Origin of the sequence: Micromonospora sp. NPDC050784 (genome assembly GCF_044456765.1) — a bacterium.
Taxonomy (GTDB): Bacteria; Actinomycetota; Actinomycetes; order Mycobacteriales; family Micromonosporaceae; genus Micromonospora; species Micromonospora foliorum.
The window spans coordinates 39,394-58,213 of sequence record NZ_JBITGG010000014.1; the positions used below are offsets into that span (position 1 = coordinate 39,394).

Annotated in this window: 13 protein-coding genes; 9 read left to right on the top strand and 4 right to left on the bottom strand. The window is 70.1% G+C overall.

Annotated features, from left to right (window positions below; all coding sequences use genetic code 11):
* Nucleotides 1-105 precede the first annotated feature (105 nt).
* A complete protein-coding gene (locus ACIBD9_RS19880; RefSeq protein ID WP_396719576.1) occupies nt 106-543 on the bottom strand; it encodes an STAS domain-containing protein in 438 nt (145 codons plus the stop codon).
* A gap of 256 nt (nt 544-799) precedes the next feature.
* Here ACIBD9_RS19880 and ACIBD9_RS19885 point away from each other — a divergent pair, with 256 nt between their 5' ends.
* The 4 genes from ACIBD9_RS19885 (at nt 800) to ACIBD9_RS19900 (ending at nt 6,557) form a co-directional block, all read left to right on the top strand.
* Entirely contained in the window at nt 800-2,593 is a 1,794-nt protein-coding gene (locus ACIBD9_RS19885) for a thiamine pyrophosphate-requiring protein (protein ID WP_396719578.1), read from the top strand.
* A 151-nt stretch (nt 2,594-2,744) separates the two neighbouring features.
* A complete protein-coding gene (locus ACIBD9_RS19890; RefSeq protein WP_396719580.1) occupies nt 2,745-5,180 on the top strand; it encodes a molybdopterin oxidoreductase family protein in 2,436 nt (811 codons plus the stop codon).
* Nucleotides 5,181-5,183: 3 nt separating this feature from the next.
* Nucleotides 5,184-5,642, top strand: a complete 459-nt coding sequence (locus ACIBD9_RS19895) for a hypothetical protein (RefSeq protein ID WP_396719582.1) — start codon at nt 5,184-5,186, stop codon at nt 5,640-5,642.
* Nucleotides 5,643-5,843: 201 nt separating this feature from the next.
* Nucleotides 5,844-6,557: a GAF and ANTAR domain-containing protein gene (locus ACIBD9_RS19900; RefSeq protein WP_396719584.1), complete on the top strand. Its 714-nt coding sequence runs from the start codon at nt 5,844-5,846 to the stop codon at nt 6,555-6,557.
* 335 nt (nt 6,558-6,892) lie between these two features.
* On the opposite strand, the gene ACIBD9_RS19905 is transcribed toward ACIBD9_RS19900, so the two are convergent.
* The 3 genes from ACIBD9_RS19905 to ACIBD9_RS19915 all read right to left on the bottom strand — a co-directional run bounded on the left by ACIBD9_RS19905 (nt 6,893) and on the right by ACIBD9_RS19915 (nt 9,819).
* The gene (locus ACIBD9_RS19905) at nt 6,893-7,276 is read right to left on the bottom strand and encodes a VOC family protein (protein ID WP_396719586.1); all 384 of its coding nucleotides are present in this window, start codon (nt 7,274-7,276) and stop codon (nt 6,893-6,895) included.
* Between the two features lie 109 nt (nt 7,277-7,385).
* Nucleotides 7,386-9,044: a thiamine pyrophosphate-binding protein gene (locus tag ACIBD9_RS19910; protein WP_396719588.1), complete on the bottom strand. Its 1,659-nt coding sequence runs from the start codon at nt 9,042-9,044 to the stop codon at nt 7,386-7,388.
* 13 nt (nt 9,045-9,057) lie between these two features.
* Nucleotides 9,058-9,819, bottom strand: a complete 762-nt coding sequence (locus tag ACIBD9_RS19915) for a cyclase family protein (RefSeq protein ID WP_396719590.1) — start codon at nt 9,817-9,819, stop codon at nt 9,058-9,060.
* A 179-nt stretch (nt 9,820-9,998) separates the two neighbouring features.
* Between ACIBD9_RS19915 and ACIBD9_RS19920 the strand changes: the two genes are divergently transcribed.
* From ACIBD9_RS19920 to ACIBD9_RS19940, 5 genes are all read left to right on the top strand, one after another.
* On the top strand, nt 9,999-12,593 hold the full coding sequence (locus ACIBD9_RS19920; protein ID WP_396719592.1) for a tetratricopeptide repeat protein: 2,595 nt from the start codon (nt 9,999-10,001) through the stop codon (nt 12,591-12,593).
* 247 nt (nt 12,594-12,840) lie between these two features.
* Complete coding sequence (locus ACIBD9_RS19925; RefSeq protein ID WP_387174878.1) at nt 12,841-13,317, top strand: hypothetical protein; 477 nt, start codon at nt 12,841-12,843, stop codon at nt 13,315-13,317.
* Between the two features lie 289 nt (nt 13,318-13,606).
* Complete coding sequence (locus ACIBD9_RS19930) at nt 13,607-15,412, top strand: peptidoglycan-binding protein (protein WP_396719594.1); 1,806 nt, start codon at nt 13,607-13,609, stop codon at nt 15,410-15,412.
* A 229-nt stretch (nt 15,413-15,641) separates the two neighbouring features.
* Nucleotides 15,642-16,928 (top strand): protein kinase, encoded by a 1,287-nt coding sequence (locus tag ACIBD9_RS19935; RefSeq protein WP_396719596.1) that lies wholly within the window; start codon nt 15,642-15,644, stop codon nt 16,926-16,928.
* Between the two features lie 84 nt (nt 16,929-17,012).
* The gene (locus ACIBD9_RS19940) at nt 17,013-18,803 is read left to right on the top strand and encodes an extracellular solute-binding protein (RefSeq protein WP_396719598.1); all 1,791 of its coding nucleotides are present in this window, start codon (nt 17,013-17,015) and stop codon (nt 18,801-18,803) included.
* The last annotated feature ends 17 nt before the right edge of the window (nt 18,804-18,820 follow it).

Sequence of the window (18,820 nt, forward strand, 5' to 3'; positions counted from 1 at the left end):
GGCCGTCAGGCCGTCGGAGCGGCCAAGACCGAGACATGCGCGGTGACGATCCGCCAGGCGACGGGCAGGCACACCTCGCCGACTACCGCGGCGGGTGGTGTCGGCTCACCGACTCGCGGTGGCCACCGGCATGCCCAGCTCTATCCCGGTGCTGGTCACTGCCAGCAGGTAGGTGACGCACGGAGCGGCGGCCTGCAGGGCCAACGTGACCCCGGCGGACTCGGCCGCGCGCTGTGTTCGCAGCAGGGCGCTGATGCCGTGGGCGCTGAAGAAGGTCACCCCGGAGAGATCGAGCGCCAAGCGTGCGGGTCGCCGGGTGATCACGTGTTCGGCCAGCTCGCTGATGAGATGAGCGGTGCTCATGTCCACCTCGCCGGAAACGGTGATCAGCGCCGTATGCCGATCATTGTTCAGGTCCAGCGTCATGATCGGTCTGGCGGGCTGAGCATCGTGCCGAGCGGGTTGAGCGTCGTGCCAATTGGGTTGGGGGCGGTGCCGAGGAGGTTGCGCACGGTGCCGGGTGGGCTGTTCGAGGATGGACATGACGCCTCCCGATTTGGTACATCGGTGAGTCGGACCCTCCCGCGCACTGAAGACGCGGGCGGCGGACCTGGGCGCATGTCTTGACCCGCGAACCACCCTACCCAGCATTTTTGTCGTTGACACCATTCGGGCGGTGGCGGCTCCCGACCCGGCCCCGATCGTGCGGATCCCCGAAGAGTGCCGCCGTCCGGTTCGGTCCGCCAACCTGGGGGTAGGGCCACATGCTGGAAGGGCGGTCGGAGGCGAGGAGGCGACGGTGGCGGACGCGACGGTGTCGGACCTGGTGGTGGCCCGGTTGGCCGACTGGGGCGTGGACCGGGTCTTCGGCTACTCCGGGGACGGTATCGATGGGGTGATGGGGGCCCTGCGTCGGGCCGGTCGGCCGGAGTTCGTGCAGGCCCGGCACGAGGAGACCGCGGCGTTCATGGCGTGCGGTCACGCGAAGTACACCGGCGGGCTGGGCGTGTGCCTGTCGACCCAGGGACCGGGTGCGGTACATCTGCTCAACGGCCTCTATGACGCCCGGCTGGACTCCCAGCCGGTGCTCGCCCTGGTCGGTCAGCAGGTGACGTCCGTGCTGGGTAGCGGCTACCAGCAGGAGATCGACCTGGTCCGCCTCTACGGCGATGTGTGCGCACAGTTCGTGCAGACCGCGTACACCCCGGAACAGCTGCCGATGCTGCTCGACCGGGCGATCCGCACCGCCCTGGCGACCCGGAGCCCGACCTGTGTGATCCTGCCGCACGACGTGCAGACCGCCCCGGCCCCGGACCTCGGCGCGCATGAGCACGGAATCATGGTGACCAACCCCGGGTTGCCGGTGCCGGAAATGCGGCCCCGCGCCGGTGATCTGCGGGCAGCCGCGGACCTGCTCGACGCCGGGGAGCGGGTGGCGATCCTGGTGGGGCAGGGTGCCCGAGCCGCCGCTGGCGAGGTGGTCGAGCTGGCCGAGGCGCTCGGCGCCGGCGTGACCGCGTCGCTGCTGGGCAAGCCGGTGCTGGACGAGGCGCTGCCCTTTCACACCGGCGTGATGGGCCACCTGGGCAGCACCGCCAGCAGCATGTTGATGAACGAGTGCGACACCCTGGTGATTGTCGGCAGCAACGATCCCTGGTCGGAGTTCTACCCGGCACCGGGGCAGGCCCGGGCGGTGCAGATCGACATCGACGGCCGACGCCTGGGCATGCGCTACCCCGTTGAGGTGCCGCTGCTGGGCGACGCCGCCGAGACCATCCGGGCGCTGCTGCCGCTGCTCACCGCGCGGTCCGACCGGAGCTGGCGTCAGCGCGTCGAGGGCGAGGTGACCCGCTGGCGGGACATCGCCCGACAGCGGGCGACGGCTGCCGCCGAGCCGGTGAACCCGCAGTACGTCCTGCACACCCTCTCCGAGCGGCTACCCGATGACGCGCAGGTGGCGGTGGACGTCGGGTCGGTGACCTACTGGTACGCCCGGCACCTGCGGCTGCCCGTCGGTGTGGACGCGCACCTGTCCAGCACCCTGGCCTCGATGGGTTCGGCGCTGCCGTACGGGCTGGCCGCGAAACTCGCCGCCCCGCACCGACCGGTGGTGGCACTGGCCGGGGACGGGGCGATGCAGATGAACGGGCTCGCCGAGTTGCTCACCGTCGCGCACCGCTGGCGGGACTGGGCGGACCCCCGGTTCGTGGTGCTGGTGCTGCACAACCGCGACCTGGCCGAGGTGAGCTGGGAACAGCGGGAGATGGAGGGCGATCCCCGCTTCGTCGACTCCCAGCGCCTGCCCGACGCACCGTACGCCCGGTGGGCCGAGCTGCTGGGTTTGCGCGGCGTCCGGGTCACCAGTCCGGCCGAGGTCGACACCGCGTGGGACGAGGCCCTGTCGGCGGACCGGCCGACGCTGATCGAGGCGATCGTGGACCCGGCGATCCCGCTGCTTCCGCCCGCGCAGCCGTACGAGAAGGTCGCCACGATGTACGAGGCGCTCGGTCGGGAGAACACCGACCTGGGCCGGCGGGCGCTGGCGCACCTGCGCCGCGAACGGGCTACCGAAGGCTTCGACGATCCGCAGTGACCTCGGGCAGGCATGACGAACGGGATTCGGGAGAAGAGGGGGTGAGTGCGCGCGAGGATCGGGGCGGTGACCGCACCGGGTTGTACGGACGGGTGTCGATCCGGCGATGCCGCTGTGGGCGGCACCGCGCCGGCACCGGAAGGAGGACATCGTGGTGGACCGGATCGCGGACCCGTGGGGTGAGCGGACCCCGTACGGGCCTGGGCAGCAGTGGCCGGTGCGGGTGGACCGGTACCTGGCCGACGGCCGGTCCGATGCCGACGTGGAGCGGTGGGTGCAGTCGGCGTCGGTGCTGCACTCCAACGGCGACGCGCTGGACATCGGCGTCGCCGACGGGCGGATCGTCGGGGTGCGTGGTCGGGCCGTGGACCGGATCAACCGGGGTCGGGTCGACCCGAAGGACCTGTACGGCTGGCAGGCCAACCACAGCTCGGACCGGCTGACCCGACCGCTGGTTCGCGACGGCGGTCGCCTGGTCGAGTCGGACTGGGACACCGCGATGGGCCGGATCGTGGCCCGGTCGAAGGAACTCCTCGACGGGCCGGGTGGGTGGGGACACTTCGGCTTCTACACCACCGGGCAGCTGTTCCTGGAGGAGTACTACACGCTGGGTGTGATCGGTAAGGCCGGTCTGGGCACGCCGCACATGGACGGCAACACCAGGCTGTGCACGGCCACCGCTGCGGCGGCGATGAAGGCGAGTTTCGGCACCGACGGGCAACCCGGCTCGTACACCGACGTGGACCACTGCGACGCGATCGCGCTGTGGGGTCACAACGTCGCGGAGACGCAGACGGTGCTGTGGATGCGAATGCTGGACCGACGCCGTGGCCCCAACCCGCCGGCGATGCTGGCGGTGGACCCGCGCGCCACCCCGGTCGCCCGGGAGGCCGATCTGCACCTGGCGGTGCGTAACGGCACCAACGTGGCCCTGATGAACGGCCTGCTCCGGGAGATCATCCGGCGCGGCTGGTACGACCACGCCTACGTCGACGCACACACCCTCGGTTTCGACGAGCTGTGCCGGATCGTCGACGGCTACCCGCCGCGGCGGGTCGCCGACATCTGCGACGTACCGGCCGCCGATGTAGAGCGCGCCGCCGAGCTGCTCGGCACCTCGCAGCGGTTGCTGTCGACCGTGTTGCAGGGCTTCTACCAGTCGAACCAGGCCACCGCCGCCGCCTGTGCCGTCAACAACCTGCACCTGGTTCGCGGCATGATCGGCCGGCCCGGCGCCGGGATCTACCAGATGAACGGCCAGCCCACCGCGCAGAACACCCGGGAGACCGGCGCCGACGGTGACCTGCCCGGCCTGCGCAACTGGGCGAACACCGCCCACATCGAGGAGTTGGCCCGGCTGTGGAACGTGGACGTGGACACCATCCCGCACTGGGCGCCGCCGACGCACGCCATGCAGATCTTCCGGTACGCCGAGCAGGGCTCGATCAAACTGCTGTGGATCTCCGCCACCAACCCGGCCGTCTCGCTGCCCGAGCTGCACCGGATCCGGCAGATCCTGAGCAGGCCGGAGCTGTTCGTGGTGGTCCAGGATCTCTTCCTCACCGAGACCGCCGAGCTGGCCGATGTCGTGCTGCCCGCCGCCACCTGGGGCGAGAAGACCGGCACGTTCACAAGTGTCGACCGGACCGTGCACATCTCCGACAAGGCTGTCGACCCGCCCGGGGAGGCCCGCCCGGACCTGGACATCTTCCTCGACTACGCCCGCCGGATGGACTTCCGTGACCGCGACGGACAGCCGCTGATCGACTGGAGCGGACCGGAGGAGGTGTTCGAGGCGTGGAAGGAGTGTTCGCGGGGCCGGCCGTGCGACTACACCGGCATCACCTACGACAAGCTGCGCGGCGGCTCGGGCATCCAGTGGCCCTGCACCGACGAGCAACCCGACGGCACCGAGCGTCTCTACACCGACGGACACTTCCACACCGACCCCGACTACTGCGAGACGTACGGCCAGGACCTGGCCACCGGTGCGGAGTTCACCGAGGCGGAATACCGGGCCAAGGAACCGGGCGGGCGGGCGTTCCTGCACAGCGTCGACTACCAGCCGTCCCCGGAGGTGCCCGACGAGGAGCATCCGCTGCTCCTCACCACCGGTCGTACCGTCTACCAGTTCCACACCCGCACCAAGACCGGCCGCGCCCCCCAACTCAACCAGGCGGCGCCGGACGTGTGGGTGGAGCTCAACCCCGCCGACGCGGCCCGGGTCGGCATCGTCGAGGGCGACCTGGTCGGCGTCTCCTCGGCGCGCGGCGCCGTCCAGGCCCGTGCCCGGCTCTGCGGCATCCGCCCCGGCGTCGTCTTCCTGCCCTTCCACTACGGCTACTTCGACCAGGATCCCGCCGACCGCACCCCACGGGCGGCGAACGAGCTGACCATCACCGCCTGGGACCCGGTCTCCAAACAGCCCCTCTTCAAGGTCGCGGCCGTCACGGTGACGAAACTCGCCGACGGGCGGGGCGTACCCTCGCCGGCGCCGACGGTCGGCGGCAGCGCACCACCGGCGGACGCCAATGTGCCGCCCACCGTTGGTGGGCCGGCGGCCGAGGCCACCAGCGGGAAGGAGTGAGCCGTGCACCTCGCCCACTACCTCGGTCTCCTGCACCGGGCGCAGGTCAACCTGGCCGACGCGTTCCGGCAGGTCGCCGACGCGCACGCCGAGGAACCCGACATCGAGCACCTCTGCCAGCAGCAGGCGCGGCGCTGCGACGCCCACGCCGAACAGCTGCACCCGTTCGTGGCCCGCTACTCCGAGGACGCCCCCGACGAACCCGACCGGTTGTACTCGCAACTGTTCACCGGCACCCGCACCGGAGGCATCGGCCTCCTGCGGGACCTCCAGGACCTCTACCTGATGGCCGCCGAGTGCGACATCACCTGGACCGTCGTCGGCCAGGCCGCCTACGGTGTCCGCGACGAGGAGCTGCTCGCGGTCGTGCGGCGTTGCAAGGGTGAAACGGCGATCCAGCTCAAGTGGCTGCGTACCCGGATGAAGGCCGCCGCGCCCCAGGCGCTCCTCGTCGCCGACTGACAGCCCGAGTACCCTGGCGGGCCTGTAGTTCACGTCCGCGTACCGGATGTGGCGAATCGGCGTCGAGCAACCGGCGTTGGTCCCGGCACCGCCCAGTTGGGGTCCGTGCAGCGGTCCGCGACACGCGGGCTGCCATCCGCGTGCCCACCATTCCGACCTCTGGTTCCTCGACGGGCGCGCCGGCTGTGAGGACCTGGTGCCGTGACTTACTCGCCGACGGACCCCGCCGACGCCTTCGCCGAACTCGGCCGGATAAAGCTCGGTGAGACCGGCCTCGACGACGTTCTGCAGCGCGTCGCGGAACTGGCCAAACGGGTGCTGCCCGTGCCGGTCGAGGTGTCGGTCACGCTGGTTCGCGGCGGGACCGGGCACACCGCGGCGTTCACCGACGAGCTGGCTCTCGACTTGGACGAGCGCCAGTACGCCCAGGGAAGCGGTCCGTGTCTGGCCGCCGCCGCCAGCGGCGGCATCCTCGCCGTACCTGATCTTGCCGCCGAGGATCGTTGGCCCGACTGGGCGGAGCGTGGCCGCAAGGCGGGAGTCGGCAGTTCCGTGTCGATCGGCATGCCGATCCAGGAGGCGGTCGTCGGCGGGCTCAACGTCTATGCCCGGACCCCGCACGCCTTCGACGATGACACGATCGCCGTGCTGGAGACCTTCGCCGCGTACGCCGCCGTCGCCCTGGCCAACGCCCAGCTCTACGAGAGCACCGCGAACCTCGCCCGCCAGATGCGGGACGCCATGGCCAGCCGCGCGGTGATCGAGCAGGCGAAGGGCATCATCATGGTTGAACGCCGGTGCACCTCGAACGAAGCCTTCAGCATCCTGGCGAAGGTGTCGCAGGACGCCAACCGCAAGCTCCGCGATGTGGCGCAGGCCCTGGTGGACCGGGCAGCCGGAACATCTGCGCGCTGAACCGGCACGGCAACCAAGACCCGGTGGTCCTGCGGCCAGGCCGCCCGCGTCCGGCCGCGGGGGCGGACGGCTACTCCTCCGGGACGCGTGGCCCGACCTCGCCCCGCCTCAGGTGCTCCGCGTTGCGGTCAGCCTCACTGTCGGCATGCGCAGCACCGGAGCCTGGATCCGTCGTTCGACGCCCTTCGGCGTCCTGATACACCGCGCCCGTCTCGAGGGCTCTCTCCTGCTGACTCTGCTCAGGCGTAGTCATGAATTCCCAGCTACCCACCGGCTGCACCAGCAAACGGCTTTCGCAGAATGAACGGCGGCCGAAGCGGGCAGTGATCAGGGCATCACGCGACGCAGAACTCGTTGCCCTCGGGATCAAGCATGACAACATGGCCGAGGACGTCGCCGTACCACTCCTCGCGGACCACCGTCGCGCCGGCGGCAACCAGGTCGGGCACCTTCTGCCGAATCAACCGGGCGCGCTCGGCCATGTCCCCGGAGCCCGGACCGGCCACCCGAATGTCGATGTGCATGCGGTTCTTGGCGGACTTTCCCTCGGGAACCTTGAGGAAGGCGATGGCAGGGCCCCGGCCGTCCGGGTCGACGATGGACGCGTTGTCGGGCTCGTCAAAGCCGGGTTCCTTGACATAGCCGAGGGCCACCGCCCAGAAGGCAGCGATCCGCTGGGGATCGTCGGCATCGCATCCCAAGGTCCAGAGAGTGGCCACCGCGCCAACGTACGTCAGCTATGACACCCTGTCACCGACCCGACCCGGGCGTTGCCCGGCTGAAAACCGGCGGCGTTGGTGCCCTGGCCCTGGGCGCGGCGGTGGTGGCTCAGTGGCCACGGAACGCCTCCTCCAACCACCATGAGCCGCGCGCGGCGCTGACCTTGGCGTCGATCACCATCGGCCGGGTACGGGGACCGGCGAGCCAGTGGCGTAGCGGTGCGAGATCGTCGACGGTCCGGACGGTCAACCCGTCGCAGCCGTAACCGCGGGCGATCGCGGCCAGGTCGGTCTCGGGGAAGGTGACCGTCTCCAACGGGTGCCCGTCCGGGCCGAAGTGGTGCACCTCGGCGCCGTACGCCGCGTCGTCGTAGATCACCACGACCAGGGGTAGCGCCAGCCGGACGGCGGTGACCAGTTCGGTCGCGGACATGACGAAGCCGCCGTCGCCAACCGCCGCGACGGTGAGCCGGTCCGGCCGGGCGACCGCCGCGCCGAGTGCACTGGCCAGGCCGAGCCCGACCGACTGGAACGCCTGTGTGAAACAGAACCCGGCCACGTCCGGCACATCGAGCCACATCGACGGGTAGCCCATGAAGTTACCCGAGTCGACCACCACCGTCCGGTTCGGCGGCAGCAGGTCGTCCAGGGCGGCCGAGAGCGTCCTCGGGTCGATCGCCGCCGGGGCGCCGGCCCGCGCCGACGTACTCTCGTCTGCATACGGGACGGTCCGCCACCGGCCGTGGTCGCGAATCCGTTGCGCCAGATCCGGCGTACGCCACTCCCCGGTCCCAGCGTCCACGGGCCCGGTGGCGCCGATGCCCAGCCGACCGAGCACCGCCTCGGCGACCGTCGCCACCTCGCCGGCCACCGCCAGGTCGATCGAGCGGTTCACCCCGAACGCGGCCGGGTCGTGGTCCACCTGGACGACGACGGCGGCGGGCGGGATCAGTTCGCCGTGCCGGGTGGTCCACATGTTCAGCGTGCTACCCCACGCGACGACCAGGTCCGCCGTGCCGATCAACTCGGCGGCGAGCGGGGTGGCGAAGCCGCCAGCCACGTCGAGGTTCCACGGGTTCCCGGCGAACAGTCCTTTCGCCGCGGCCGAGACCGCGAGCAGCGCGCCGCACGCGTCGGCGAGCCGGGTCAGTGGTTCCCGGGCCGCCCGGGCACCGCGACCCGCGATGAAGACCGGTCGACGTGCGGCCTGGAGCGCGGCCAGCAACGGCTCGACCTGCGGGGCGGTGGCCGGGGTCGGCGCGACCGCGGGGACCGGGCCGGACCACGCTTCGGTCCCGGCCTGCTGCACCTCCAACGGAAGACCCAGCACCACAGTCGCGCCCCGGGCCGCGGCCCGGTACGCCGCGCCCGCGTCCTCGGCCGCGTGCGTCGCGCGTACCCGATGGAAGTCGGCCCCGACCGCGGCGGCGAGCGCCGGCAGGTCGAGAAAGAAGTTCGACCGCGGCGCGGTCACCTCCGGGGCCAGGACCACCATCGGGGTACGGCTCTTCGCGGCCTCGGTGAGGCCGGTCAGCGCGTTGGTGACGCCCGGACCCTGGTGCACCGAGAGCAGTCCCACCGTCCCGGCGGTGCGGGCGTACCCGTCCGCCATGCTCGCCGCGCCACCCTCGTGGGCCGCCGCCACGAACCGGGCGCCAGCGGCGACAAGCGCGTTGGTGACATGGAAGTTGCCGCTGCCGACCACCCCGAAGACGTGCCGCGAGCCGTGTCCGTACAGAACCCGCCCGACCACCTCGGCTACCCGCATCGGTGGCCCGGTCCTACCGTTCGACAAGCGCGAGGACCCGGCACGGGCTACCGGAACCGGAGACGATCGGCAGCGGCCCGGCGATCACCACCGCGCCGGTCGCCGGCAACTGCGCCAGGTTACGGAGCTGCGTCAGGCCGTACTTGTCCTGGCCGAGCAGGAACGAGTGGCACGGGAACGGCGGGTCGAACGAGTGCGCGGCGCCCGCGTCGGTCCCGACCGTCTCCACCCCGACGCCCTGGATCGGCGACTCCTCGGCCAGCCAGCGGGCGCACTCGACGGAGATGCCCGGAGTACGCCCGGCGTTGGCGTACCGCTCCGGGTCGTCGCCGTACGCGTCCCAGCCGGCGCGGTAGAGCAGCCAGCCACCAGCGGGCAGGGCGCCATGTTCCGCCTCCCACGCCTTGATGTGCTCGACCTCGAGCAGGAAGTCCGGGTTGTCGGCGGCGTCGGCGGCGTGGTCGATCACCACCGCCGGGGCGATCAACTGGTCCACCGGGACCTGCGACACGTCCGCGCCCTGCTGTCCGGTGACCCAGTGCACCGGGGCGTCGAAGTGGGTGCCGGTGTGCTCGCCGGTGGAGAAGTTGTTCCAGTACCAGGCCGGCCCGCGGTCGTCGTACCGGCTGATCTCGCTGAGCCGGAACGGCCAGGTCTGGCCGAACTGCTCGGGCAGACCCAGGATCGGAGTCTGGTCCGAGAGCGGAGCGGTGAGGTCGACAACCTGGATCCGGCCGCTGGAAAGAGCGGCGACAAACTCCTGCAGCACCGTCATGCGGCGACGGTACACCCCGTATTCGCTCCACGATGGACTCTCGAACCGCGTGTGTCAGCGGCGCTGCCCACCCCGCGGTCCCGGACCGGCCGGACGGGCTCGGGCGTGCCGAACATCGAACCGTAGCGACGTGCATTGGTAAGGTGCGGTCTGTGTCGACACCGCAACCTCCTGGTGCGGTGCGGACCGCAGCTGAGTTCGTCGCCCGGCTGCGCGCACTGAAGTCCGCGTCTGGGCTCTCGTACCGGACGCTGGAACGGAAGGCCCGGCGTGCCGGCGATCAGTTGCCGGCCAGCACCATCGCGAGCGCGCTCAACCGGCTCTCGCTGCCGTCCGAGGAAATTGTGGCCGCCCTGGTGCGGGCGTGCGGTAGCGACCCAGCGGTAGTGCAGGAATGGATCGAGGCACGCCGTGCGCTGGTCCAGTGGGATCATTCGGCGGCGGCAGGGGTCGTACCCGGACCGGCTCCGGACCCGTCGGGTGCACCGCCGGGTTCCGAGGAATACGTCAGGCACCGCCTCGACGGCTCAGCCGGACGGCAGAGCGCCCCCTTCCTGCTACCACCGGTGGTGTCGCCGTTTGTGGGACGGGACGACGAGGTGGCCGAGGCCCTCCGGCTGCTCGACCCGAATGCCCCGGCCCCGGTGACCCTGCTGGTGACGGGACCGGCTGGGGTCGGTAAGACGGCACTCGCGGTACGTCTCGGGCACCTGCTCGCCCCCCGGTTCCCGGATGGCCAGCTCTACATCGATCTACAGGGCTTCGGCGATGATCCAGCCGATCCCTTCACGGTCCTGGAAGCTTTCCTCCGTGCGGTCGGCGTACGCAGCAGCGCGATGCCCCCTGACCTGACCAGCAGGATCCACCTCTACCGCACCTTGCTGGCGCAGCGCGAGATGCTCATCATCCTGGACAACGCGTTGACGACACGGCAGGTCAGCAATCTGCTGCCGAGCGGCAGACGGTGCGCCGCCATCGTCACCAGCCGGAGCACGCTCGCGGATCTGAGCAGCCGGCGCCTACCGCTGAACATCCTCGACTCCACGGCAGGGCTCGCGTTGCTGCGCGAAATGTTGGGTCGGGGCCGCACCACCGCCGAGTCCGAGGCGGCCCGGTTCATCGTGGAGACCTGCGGCGGCCTGCCCCTCGCGGTGTGGGTGGCCGGAGCCCGCCTCGCCTCCCGACCCCACTGGCCGCTGGCCAAGGTCGCCCGAGCGCTCGCCGACGAGCAGCGCAGACTCGACGAGTTGGCCGTCGGCGACGTTGCCGTACGGGCCAGCCTCGAACTGACCTACCGAGGAATGTCCGCACCGGCACAGCAGTCCCTGCAACTGCTCAGTCTGCTGCCCGGACCGGACTTCGCCGGATGGGCCCTGGCCGCGCTGCTGGACACCAGCCTGCCCCACGCGGAGGCCATTCTCGATGACCTGGTCGAGGTACATCTGGCCGAGGTCGGTCCCATCGGCGCCACCGGTATCCGCTACGGGCTGCACGACCTGGTGCGGCTGCTCGGTCGGGAGAGGGCGGAACGGGAGATCTCGCGGGAGATCCGGGCGGCGGCGCTCGGCCGGCTTGTCGGTGCCAGCGTGTACCTCGCCGACCTTGCCGCCAACATCCTCAGCGCCGACTTCCACGGCATCACGCAGAAAGAACTGATGTCCTGGCGGCTGCCAGCCTCGGACGCCGATCAGCTTCTCGTCGACCCAGTGGTCTGGTTCAACGACGAACGCAGGTTCCTCATCGCGGTGATTCAGCAGGCGCTGGACGCCACCGAGGTCGCGCCCGCCGCCGGGCTGGCCACTTCGTTGACGACGTTCTTCCAGGTCGGCACCCATTTCGGTGACTGGGAACGACTCCAGGGCCGGGCACTCAAAGCGGCCCTGCACTCGGGTGATCGTCGCAGCGCGGCCAAACTTCACCGCTGCCTGGGCGAACTCACCACCATCCTCGATCGCTACCCGGAGGCGCTGTATCACTTCGAGCAGGCCCTCCTGCTCGCCGACGGCCTGGGCCCCGCCTACCGGGCCAGCGCGACGGCCGGGCTGGCGTACGTCCACCGGCTGCTCGGCCAGTATGCGACAGCGGTGCGGCACTTCGAGCAAGCCGCCGCACTCGCCCGCGCGACAGGCAACATCAACTGCCTCGTCTACGCGACCAACGGCATCGGCGTCATCGACCTCGAGCAGGGCCGAATCGAGGCCGCCAGGACCCGGTTCGAGGAATGCCTACGGTTGAGCCGAACCGCCAACTACCGCCCCGGCGAAGCGCAGGCCTTGCGGGCCCTGGGACAGGCTCACCGATTGCTCGGTGACTATCCGGTCGCCGCCACCTGTTTCCGGCAGGCCGTCTCGATCAGCGAAGACCTCGGGGACAGGCTCACCGCCACACACGCGACCTGTTGGCTCGGAGACCTGTTGGTACGACAGGGTGCACACGCGGAAGGACGCCGATTACTAGCGCGAAGCCTCTGGACCTACCGCGAGTTCGGCAACCTGTGGGGTGAGGCTGCGGTGCTGAACGCGCTCGCGGCCGCACAACTCGCGGCCGGCCGGCCGACCCTGGCCCGACGCCGAGCCGAGTCCGCCGTCAAACTTTGGCGGCAGGTCGGCTCCCCGACCTGGCTGGCTGCCGGCCTCGACACCCTGGCCGAAGCACACCGTATGGCTGGAGACATCGTGCTTGCCAACCGGATTCGGGACGAGGCAACGGTTACGCGGACAATCCCCGAGGACACCGGCCCCGTCCCAGGTCCGCCCGCCATCGCGAGTTGGTGAGCTTCCCCGCCAGCGGACCAGGCAGCCGCGACGCCGGCCGCGCAGGTATCGGCGGCACGGCCAGCGCATACGAACGTGTACGAACAGCGGACGCCCGCCGACCGTACAGGTTCGTACAGATCCGTACACCCAGCGACCACTGACGATCCCTCCCACCGTGCTCGAATCATTCCCGTCGACCTATCGGCACTCAGGCCGACATTCGGATGGATCGATCGGGTGCCGACACACTACGGGAGGAACAACAATGGGCCGAAAGCTACGAAGCGTTGTGGCCACGTTGCTCACCACAGCCGTCGCCGTCGTCGCTACCGCAACTCCGGCTGCCGCCGCCGATGGGAAGCAGCTCGCCACCGACGAGATCGGCCCCGGCCCGCTCGTGGACTGGGTCTGCACGAACAGCAGCGCCAACGCCTATGCGTGCTTCGCCCCACACGGGGAGTGGTTCCGTATCGAGGACACCTGGGAGGACGGCTATCCCGTCGTCATCGACTGGCGGTTCTTCGACGACGAGGTGAGCCCAAACGGGGCGATCGTACGACAGGGACGAATCTGGCACACCGCCGGCTATTACGGCGGCCACCGCTACATGAACAAGTCGTTCCCCGAGAGCCAGCCGGGCGTCACCCTCAAGTCCGTGGTGTTCCGCGCCTGCTCGGGTAACTACCCGAGCAACAGCATCTCCTCTGCGAGCTGCTCCGAATGGGTCAGCGTGGGCACTTGACCTGCACCTGATGGTGGCCCGTGTTGCGATGACACGGGCCACCACGCTTTCCGCTCAGGTTCCACTCTAAGGGGGCCCAATTATGGCTGATGGTCGTTCCGCGGAGCGCGACGAGATGGCGCTACCCGCTCCCACCGATCACGAATCGTCGACGGCTTCTCCGACGTCGATCGTGCCGATTAGTCGCCGTACCGCACTCATCGGCGGCACCGCCGCCGCAGTCTCTGCCTTTCTGCCTACGTCACCGGCGAGCGCACGGTCGGCCCCACCGACACGTGGAGCCGCCACAATGGCGGCCGCCGACATCCAGATAGTCTCTCGCGCCCAGTGGGGAGCGAAGCCACCGGAGCCGGATCAGACGTATACCTGGATGCCCTGGCAGGGAGGCGTCGCCATCCATTACAAGGGCAACACCGACGGGTGGGATCCAGCCGCCAATCACAACGACTGCTTCGGGCAGATGCGCGAGATCCAGGACACGGGCATGGAGGGCGAGGGGACCGATATCGCGTACAACTTCGTCGTCTGCCAACACGGCGTTATTTTCGAAGGTCGCGGTATGGGAATCCGCTCGGCGGCCAACGACACAGAAACCAAGGGGGCGAACCAGGACTACTACGCCATCATGAGCCTCATCGGCTCGACGCGGTTGCCCTGGGGCTCCGACGACCAGCCGAGCGCCGCGATGCTGGCCGCCATCCGAAACCTCATCGGCCACCTGCGGCTGGTCGGCAAGGCGGGACCACGAATCAGGGGACACCGAGATCTGGCCACGACCGAATGCCCCGGAATAGCGCTCTACCAGTACGTTACGAACGGCTCGCTGGAGCCGCCGCCGATCCCGCCGAGCCCTCCGGCGCCTCTGAACACCATCCTGCGCGCTCAATGGGGAGCGCGGCCTCCCGCCGCGGTCACGCGGGTCCCCATCACGACACGTACGGGATTCACGGTCCACTATTCGGCGGGAACGAGCGCGACGACACCGCGGCAGATTCAGAACTACCACATGGACAGCAACGGCTGGTCGGACATCGGGTACAACTTTCTGGTCGATGTGGCCGGCCGGGTCTACGAGGGCCGCGGTTGGGAGGTCGAGGGCGCTCACGCGAGCGGGCACAACGTGACGCACCTCGGAGTGTGCTTCATCGGCTCCGACGGTGACGTCACACCGGCCGTGCTCCGCTCGATCCGGTCTATCTACGATCGCGCCAACGCGCTGAGCGGCAAGACCCTCGCCAAGACCTGGCATGGTGGGCTCTCGGGCAACTCGACCGCATGCCCCGGCTCCCAACTCCGGACCTGGGTTCAGGGCGGCATGGTTTCGGACGACGTTCCCGGGATGACCGACTCTCCGCCGAGCAGCGGTGGCATGGGCGGCGGCATGACGTCGGTACGCACGGTTGCTGCCCAGCAGAAGGCGGTCAACGACGCGGGCTACTCGCCGGCCCTGGTCGTGGACGGGTTCTGGGGGCCCAAGACAGACGCCGGTGTGCGCTGGCTACAGGGTCGACTCGGCGTCACGGCCGACGGACTGTGGGGCCCGAATACGGAGGTCGCGTACCAGGCTCAGATCAACGGCAGCGCTCCCGGCGGCGGCATGTCGTCCGTGCGGTCCACGGCCTCCCAACAGCGAGCTGTCAACAACATGGGCTATTCCCCGGCCCTGGTGGTCGATGGCTTCTGGGGTCCGAGCACGGACACCGGTGTCCGCTGGCTACAGGGCCGACTCGGTGTCACCGCTGACGGCCTCTGGGGTCCCGGCACCGAGGCCGCCTACCAGGCCTACTACGACGAGGGCGCACTCCTGGCCGTCGATGGGGATTTCGGACCGGGAACCATTCGGGCCACCCAGCGCGCCCTCGGCACCACTGTCGACGGACAGTGGGGGCCTGCCTCGATCCGCGCCCTGCAAAGCCATCTGAACAACTGGAGCAATGCCGGACTCGCCGTGGACGGTGGGATGGGACCGGGCACGATCAAGGCTCTGCAGCGACACCTCAACACCATGATCGCTGCGGGACTGTCAGTCGATGGGATCTGGGGTTACGCGACCATCGCCGCACTCCAGAAAGCCTTGAACCGCGCACGGTTCTGACGACGGGCGCCCGGTTCGACCATCGAGATCGACAACGCACCGTCCCATCAACACGTCTGCGTACACGGGCGACGGCTGACCTCCAGCCCGCCGAACGAGGTCGCCGCAGGCGTCACGTCACCGTCGACCTCGACCCATGGTCGAGCATCCTCGGTCGCTGGCAGTCGGCATGGCACGATGGCCGTGTCCTGCGCCGCCGGTGGCCGGGCACGACGCTGATGGAGTCGGGATGTCGGAACTGGCCGGCCCGCCGGTGCCAGGGTTGGCGAAACTGTGGACGCACGATCCGGTCACCGCCGGCCCGTATCGGCTGGTCGGCCGGCTGGGCGCGGGTGGGCAGGGGGTCGTCTACCTCGGTGAGGACGACGCCGGTGACCGGGTCGCGATCAAGATGGTCAACGTCGACCTGAGTGACCCACGGGCGCGGTCGCAGTTCGTGAAGGAGATCGCCGCCGCCCGCCGGGTGGCTCCGTTCTGCACCGCGCAGGTGCTCTTCGCCGAGGTGGACGGCGAGCGGCCCTACGTGGTCAGTGAGTTCATCGAGGGCCTGACCCTGCACCGGCACGTCCGCGAGCGCGGCCCGGTGACCGGCAACGCCCTGCACCGGCTCGCCGTCGGCACCGTCACCGCGCTCGCCGCGATCCACAGTGCCGGGGTGGTGCACTGCGACCTGAAGCCGGACAACGTGGTGCTGGGCGAGGACGGTCCCCGGGTGATCGACTTCGGCATCGCGCGGGCGTTGGGCAACACCGAGACCGCGTCCAGCCGGGTCATGGGGACCACCGCGTACATGGCGCCGGAGCGGTTCCGCAACGACACGATCGGTCCGCCCTGCGACGTCTTCGCCTGGGCCGCCACGATCGCCTTCGCCGCCGGTGGTCGGCCGCCGTTCGGCAATGATTCGCTCTTCGCCGTGATGCACCGGGTGCTGCACGACGCCCCCGACCTGCCAGCGTTGCCTCCCGTCCTGGATGAGCTGATCCGGGAGTGCCTGGCCAAGGATCCGGCGGACCGGCCGGCCGCCGAGCGCGTGCTGGTGCGGCTGCTCCGGCAGGACGGCAGGGTCACCGAGCCGCTACGTCGGGAGAGCCTGCTCGAGGTCGGCAACGAGACCGCGGGCGCGCCGACACCGGACCACCCGCTGCCCGAGGTCACGCCGACGGCACCGCAGCCGCGTCCGACGCAGACGCCGACCAGGCCGACGGTGCCGACCCAGGCCCGGCCGACCCAGCCGGCACACCTGCCGGTCATGATGCAGCCGGCACACCTGCCGGTGACAGAGCCTGGCGTTCGCGCTGGGGGTGGTGGCGCGTGGCGGCGGCTGCGTGGTGAGGCCCTTGACGCCTGGGGCATCTCGACCGCGCTCTTCCTCGGTTCGGTTGGCGCCGCCGCCGGCTACGTCGCGTCGAGCGCGGTGGGCCCGGCCGCCGCGGTCGGGGCGGTGGCCTTCGTCGTGGTCTACCTGGTTCGGCTGCTGGTCGCGACGGCGATCGGGAGACGGTCCGACGACGAGTGAGCGGTGCGTCGGGGTCGGGGGCGCCGACTGGCGCCGGATCGATAGGTTGACTGCCACCAGCCCCCCGCCGAGGAGGACGTCCCGATGGCCCCAACCGCTAGGCGTACGCGGCAGTGGTTGCCGTACACCGCTGCCGTCACCGCCGGGCTGGTGGTCATCGCCGGGGCGTTCGTGTTCGTCCGGCAGCGCGAGGCGGGCAACGAGGGGGCCGGCACCGACTGTGCCACCATCCTCCAGGTCAACTCCTCCACGGAGAAGGCGGCGCTGCTGGTCGACCTGGCCGAGCGCTACAACCGCAGCGACCGGTCGATCGATGGCGGCGGCTGCGCCCAGGTGCACGTCAGCGCGTTGAACTCGGGCAAGGCCACCGAGGCGCTGGCCACCGGCTGGACCCACACCGGCCTGCCACAACCACAGGTCTGGCTGCCGACGTCGAGCCTGTGGACCGGCCAGCTCCGGCTGCTCGACGAAGCCGCCGGGCGGGAGCTGCAGACCCCGGACCACTACCCGTCGATCGCGAACAGTCCACTGGTGATCGCAATGCCGCAGCCCAAGGCCGAGCTGGTACGCCAGCGCGGGCCGCTGGGCTGGGGCGAGATCCTGGGCCTCTCCGGGCGGGACGGGTGGGCGGACTTCGGCAAACCGGAGTGGGGCCGCTTCACCTTCGGCAAGGACAATCCGAACCTGTCCACCTCCGGGCTGGCGGCGACGATCGCCACCTACTACGCGGCGGTGCAACGGGCCAGCGACCTGACCCGGTCCGACCTGGCCAACCCGACGGTCACCCAGTTCGTCCGCCGGATCGAGGCCAACGTGTCGCACTACAGCGACGACTCGGTGGACCTGCTGCGCAGCCTCGCCGAGGCGGACCTGGCCGGCGGGGCGGGCAGCACGGACGACATGAGCGCCATCGTCCTGCAGGAGGAGCTGGTTGACCTCTACAACACCGGCGCGCTCAGCCCTCGGCAGGACGGGCAGGAGCGGGGCCGCCGGCCGAACGTCCCGCTGGTCGCCGTCCACCCCAAGGAGGGCACGTTCAACCTGGACCACCCGTTCGTGGTGCTGCCCTCCGCCGATGAGCGGCAGCGCGCGGCGGCGACCGACTTCCAGAAGTTCCTGACCGAGGACGACCAGCAGGAGAGCTTCGCCCGCCTCGGCTTCCGGGACCACGAGCGCCAAGCCTCTGCGGAGCTGCTCGCCAGCGTTGGCGCCGAGCCCAGCGGCGGGCTGACCTACTTCGAGCCCCCGGATCCGGAGGTGGTCGGCGCGATGCTGGACGGCTGGCGCACGCTCCGCAAGAAGGCCAACATCCTGATCGCCCTGGACACCTCCGGTTCGATGCAGGCGAAGGTCGGCACCCGTACCCGCTTCCAGGTCGCCTCGGCGGCGGCGGGCAAGGGCCTCGCGCTGCTCAACGCCGAAGACCGGGTGGGGCTCTGGTCGTTCTCCTCGGAGACCCAGCAGCGGCCGGAGAGCCCCTACCGGGAGGAGGTGCCGCTCGGCGGGTTCGACCAGAAACGGATCAACAGCAAGATCGCCGGCCTGCACGTCGAGGGCGGCACCGCGCTCTACGCGACGGTCCGGGCCGCACACCGAGAACTGCTCGACCGGTACGACCCGCAGCGGATCAACGCGATCGTGGTGCTGACCGACGGCAAGAACGAGTACAGCCGGGACAACGACCTGGCCCGGTTGCTCGCCGAGGTCGCCCTGGACCCGCGGCGTCCGGTGAAGGTGTTCTGCATCGCCTTCGACCGGGAGTCGGACTTCGCCACCCTTGACAAGATCGCCAAGGCATCGTCGGGCAAGGCCTTCGACGCCACCGATCCCGCCAAGATCGACGAAGCGTTCGTGAAGCTGGTCAGCAGCTTCTGACGCTCCCCTGGCCTACG

Excerpts from the sequence above, each read along its gene's own strand:
- ACIBD9_RS19880 (WP_396719576.1), bottom strand. The coding sequence starts at position 543 with ATGTCCATCCTCGAACAGCCCACCCGGCACCGTGCGCAACCTCCTCGG.
- ACIBD9_RS19910 (WP_396719588.1), bottom strand. The coding sequence starts at position 9,044 with ATGCGGGTAGCCGAGGTGGTCGGGCGGGTTCTGTACGGACACGGCTCG.
- ACIBD9_RS19915 (WP_396719590.1), bottom strand. The coding sequence starts at position 9,819 with ATGACGGTGCTGCAGGAGTTTGTCGCCGCTCTTTCCAGCGGCCGGATC.
- ACIBD9_RS19925 (WP_387174878.1), top strand. The coding sequence starts at position 12,841 with ATGGGCCGAAAGCTACGAAGCGTTGTGGCCACGTTGCTCACCACAGCC.
- ACIBD9_RS19930 (WP_396719594.1), top strand. The coding sequence starts at position 13,607 with ATGGCGGCCGCCGACATCCAGATAGTCTCTCGCGCCCAGTGGGGAGCG.
- ACIBD9_RS19935 (WP_396719596.1), top strand. The coding sequence starts at position 15,642 with ATGTCGGAACTGGCCGGCCCGCCGGTGCCAGGGTTGGCGAAACTGTGG.
- ACIBD9_RS19940 (WP_396719598.1), top strand. The coding sequence starts at position 17,013 with ATGGCCCCAACCGCTAGGCGTACGCGGCAGTGGTTGCCGTACACCGCT.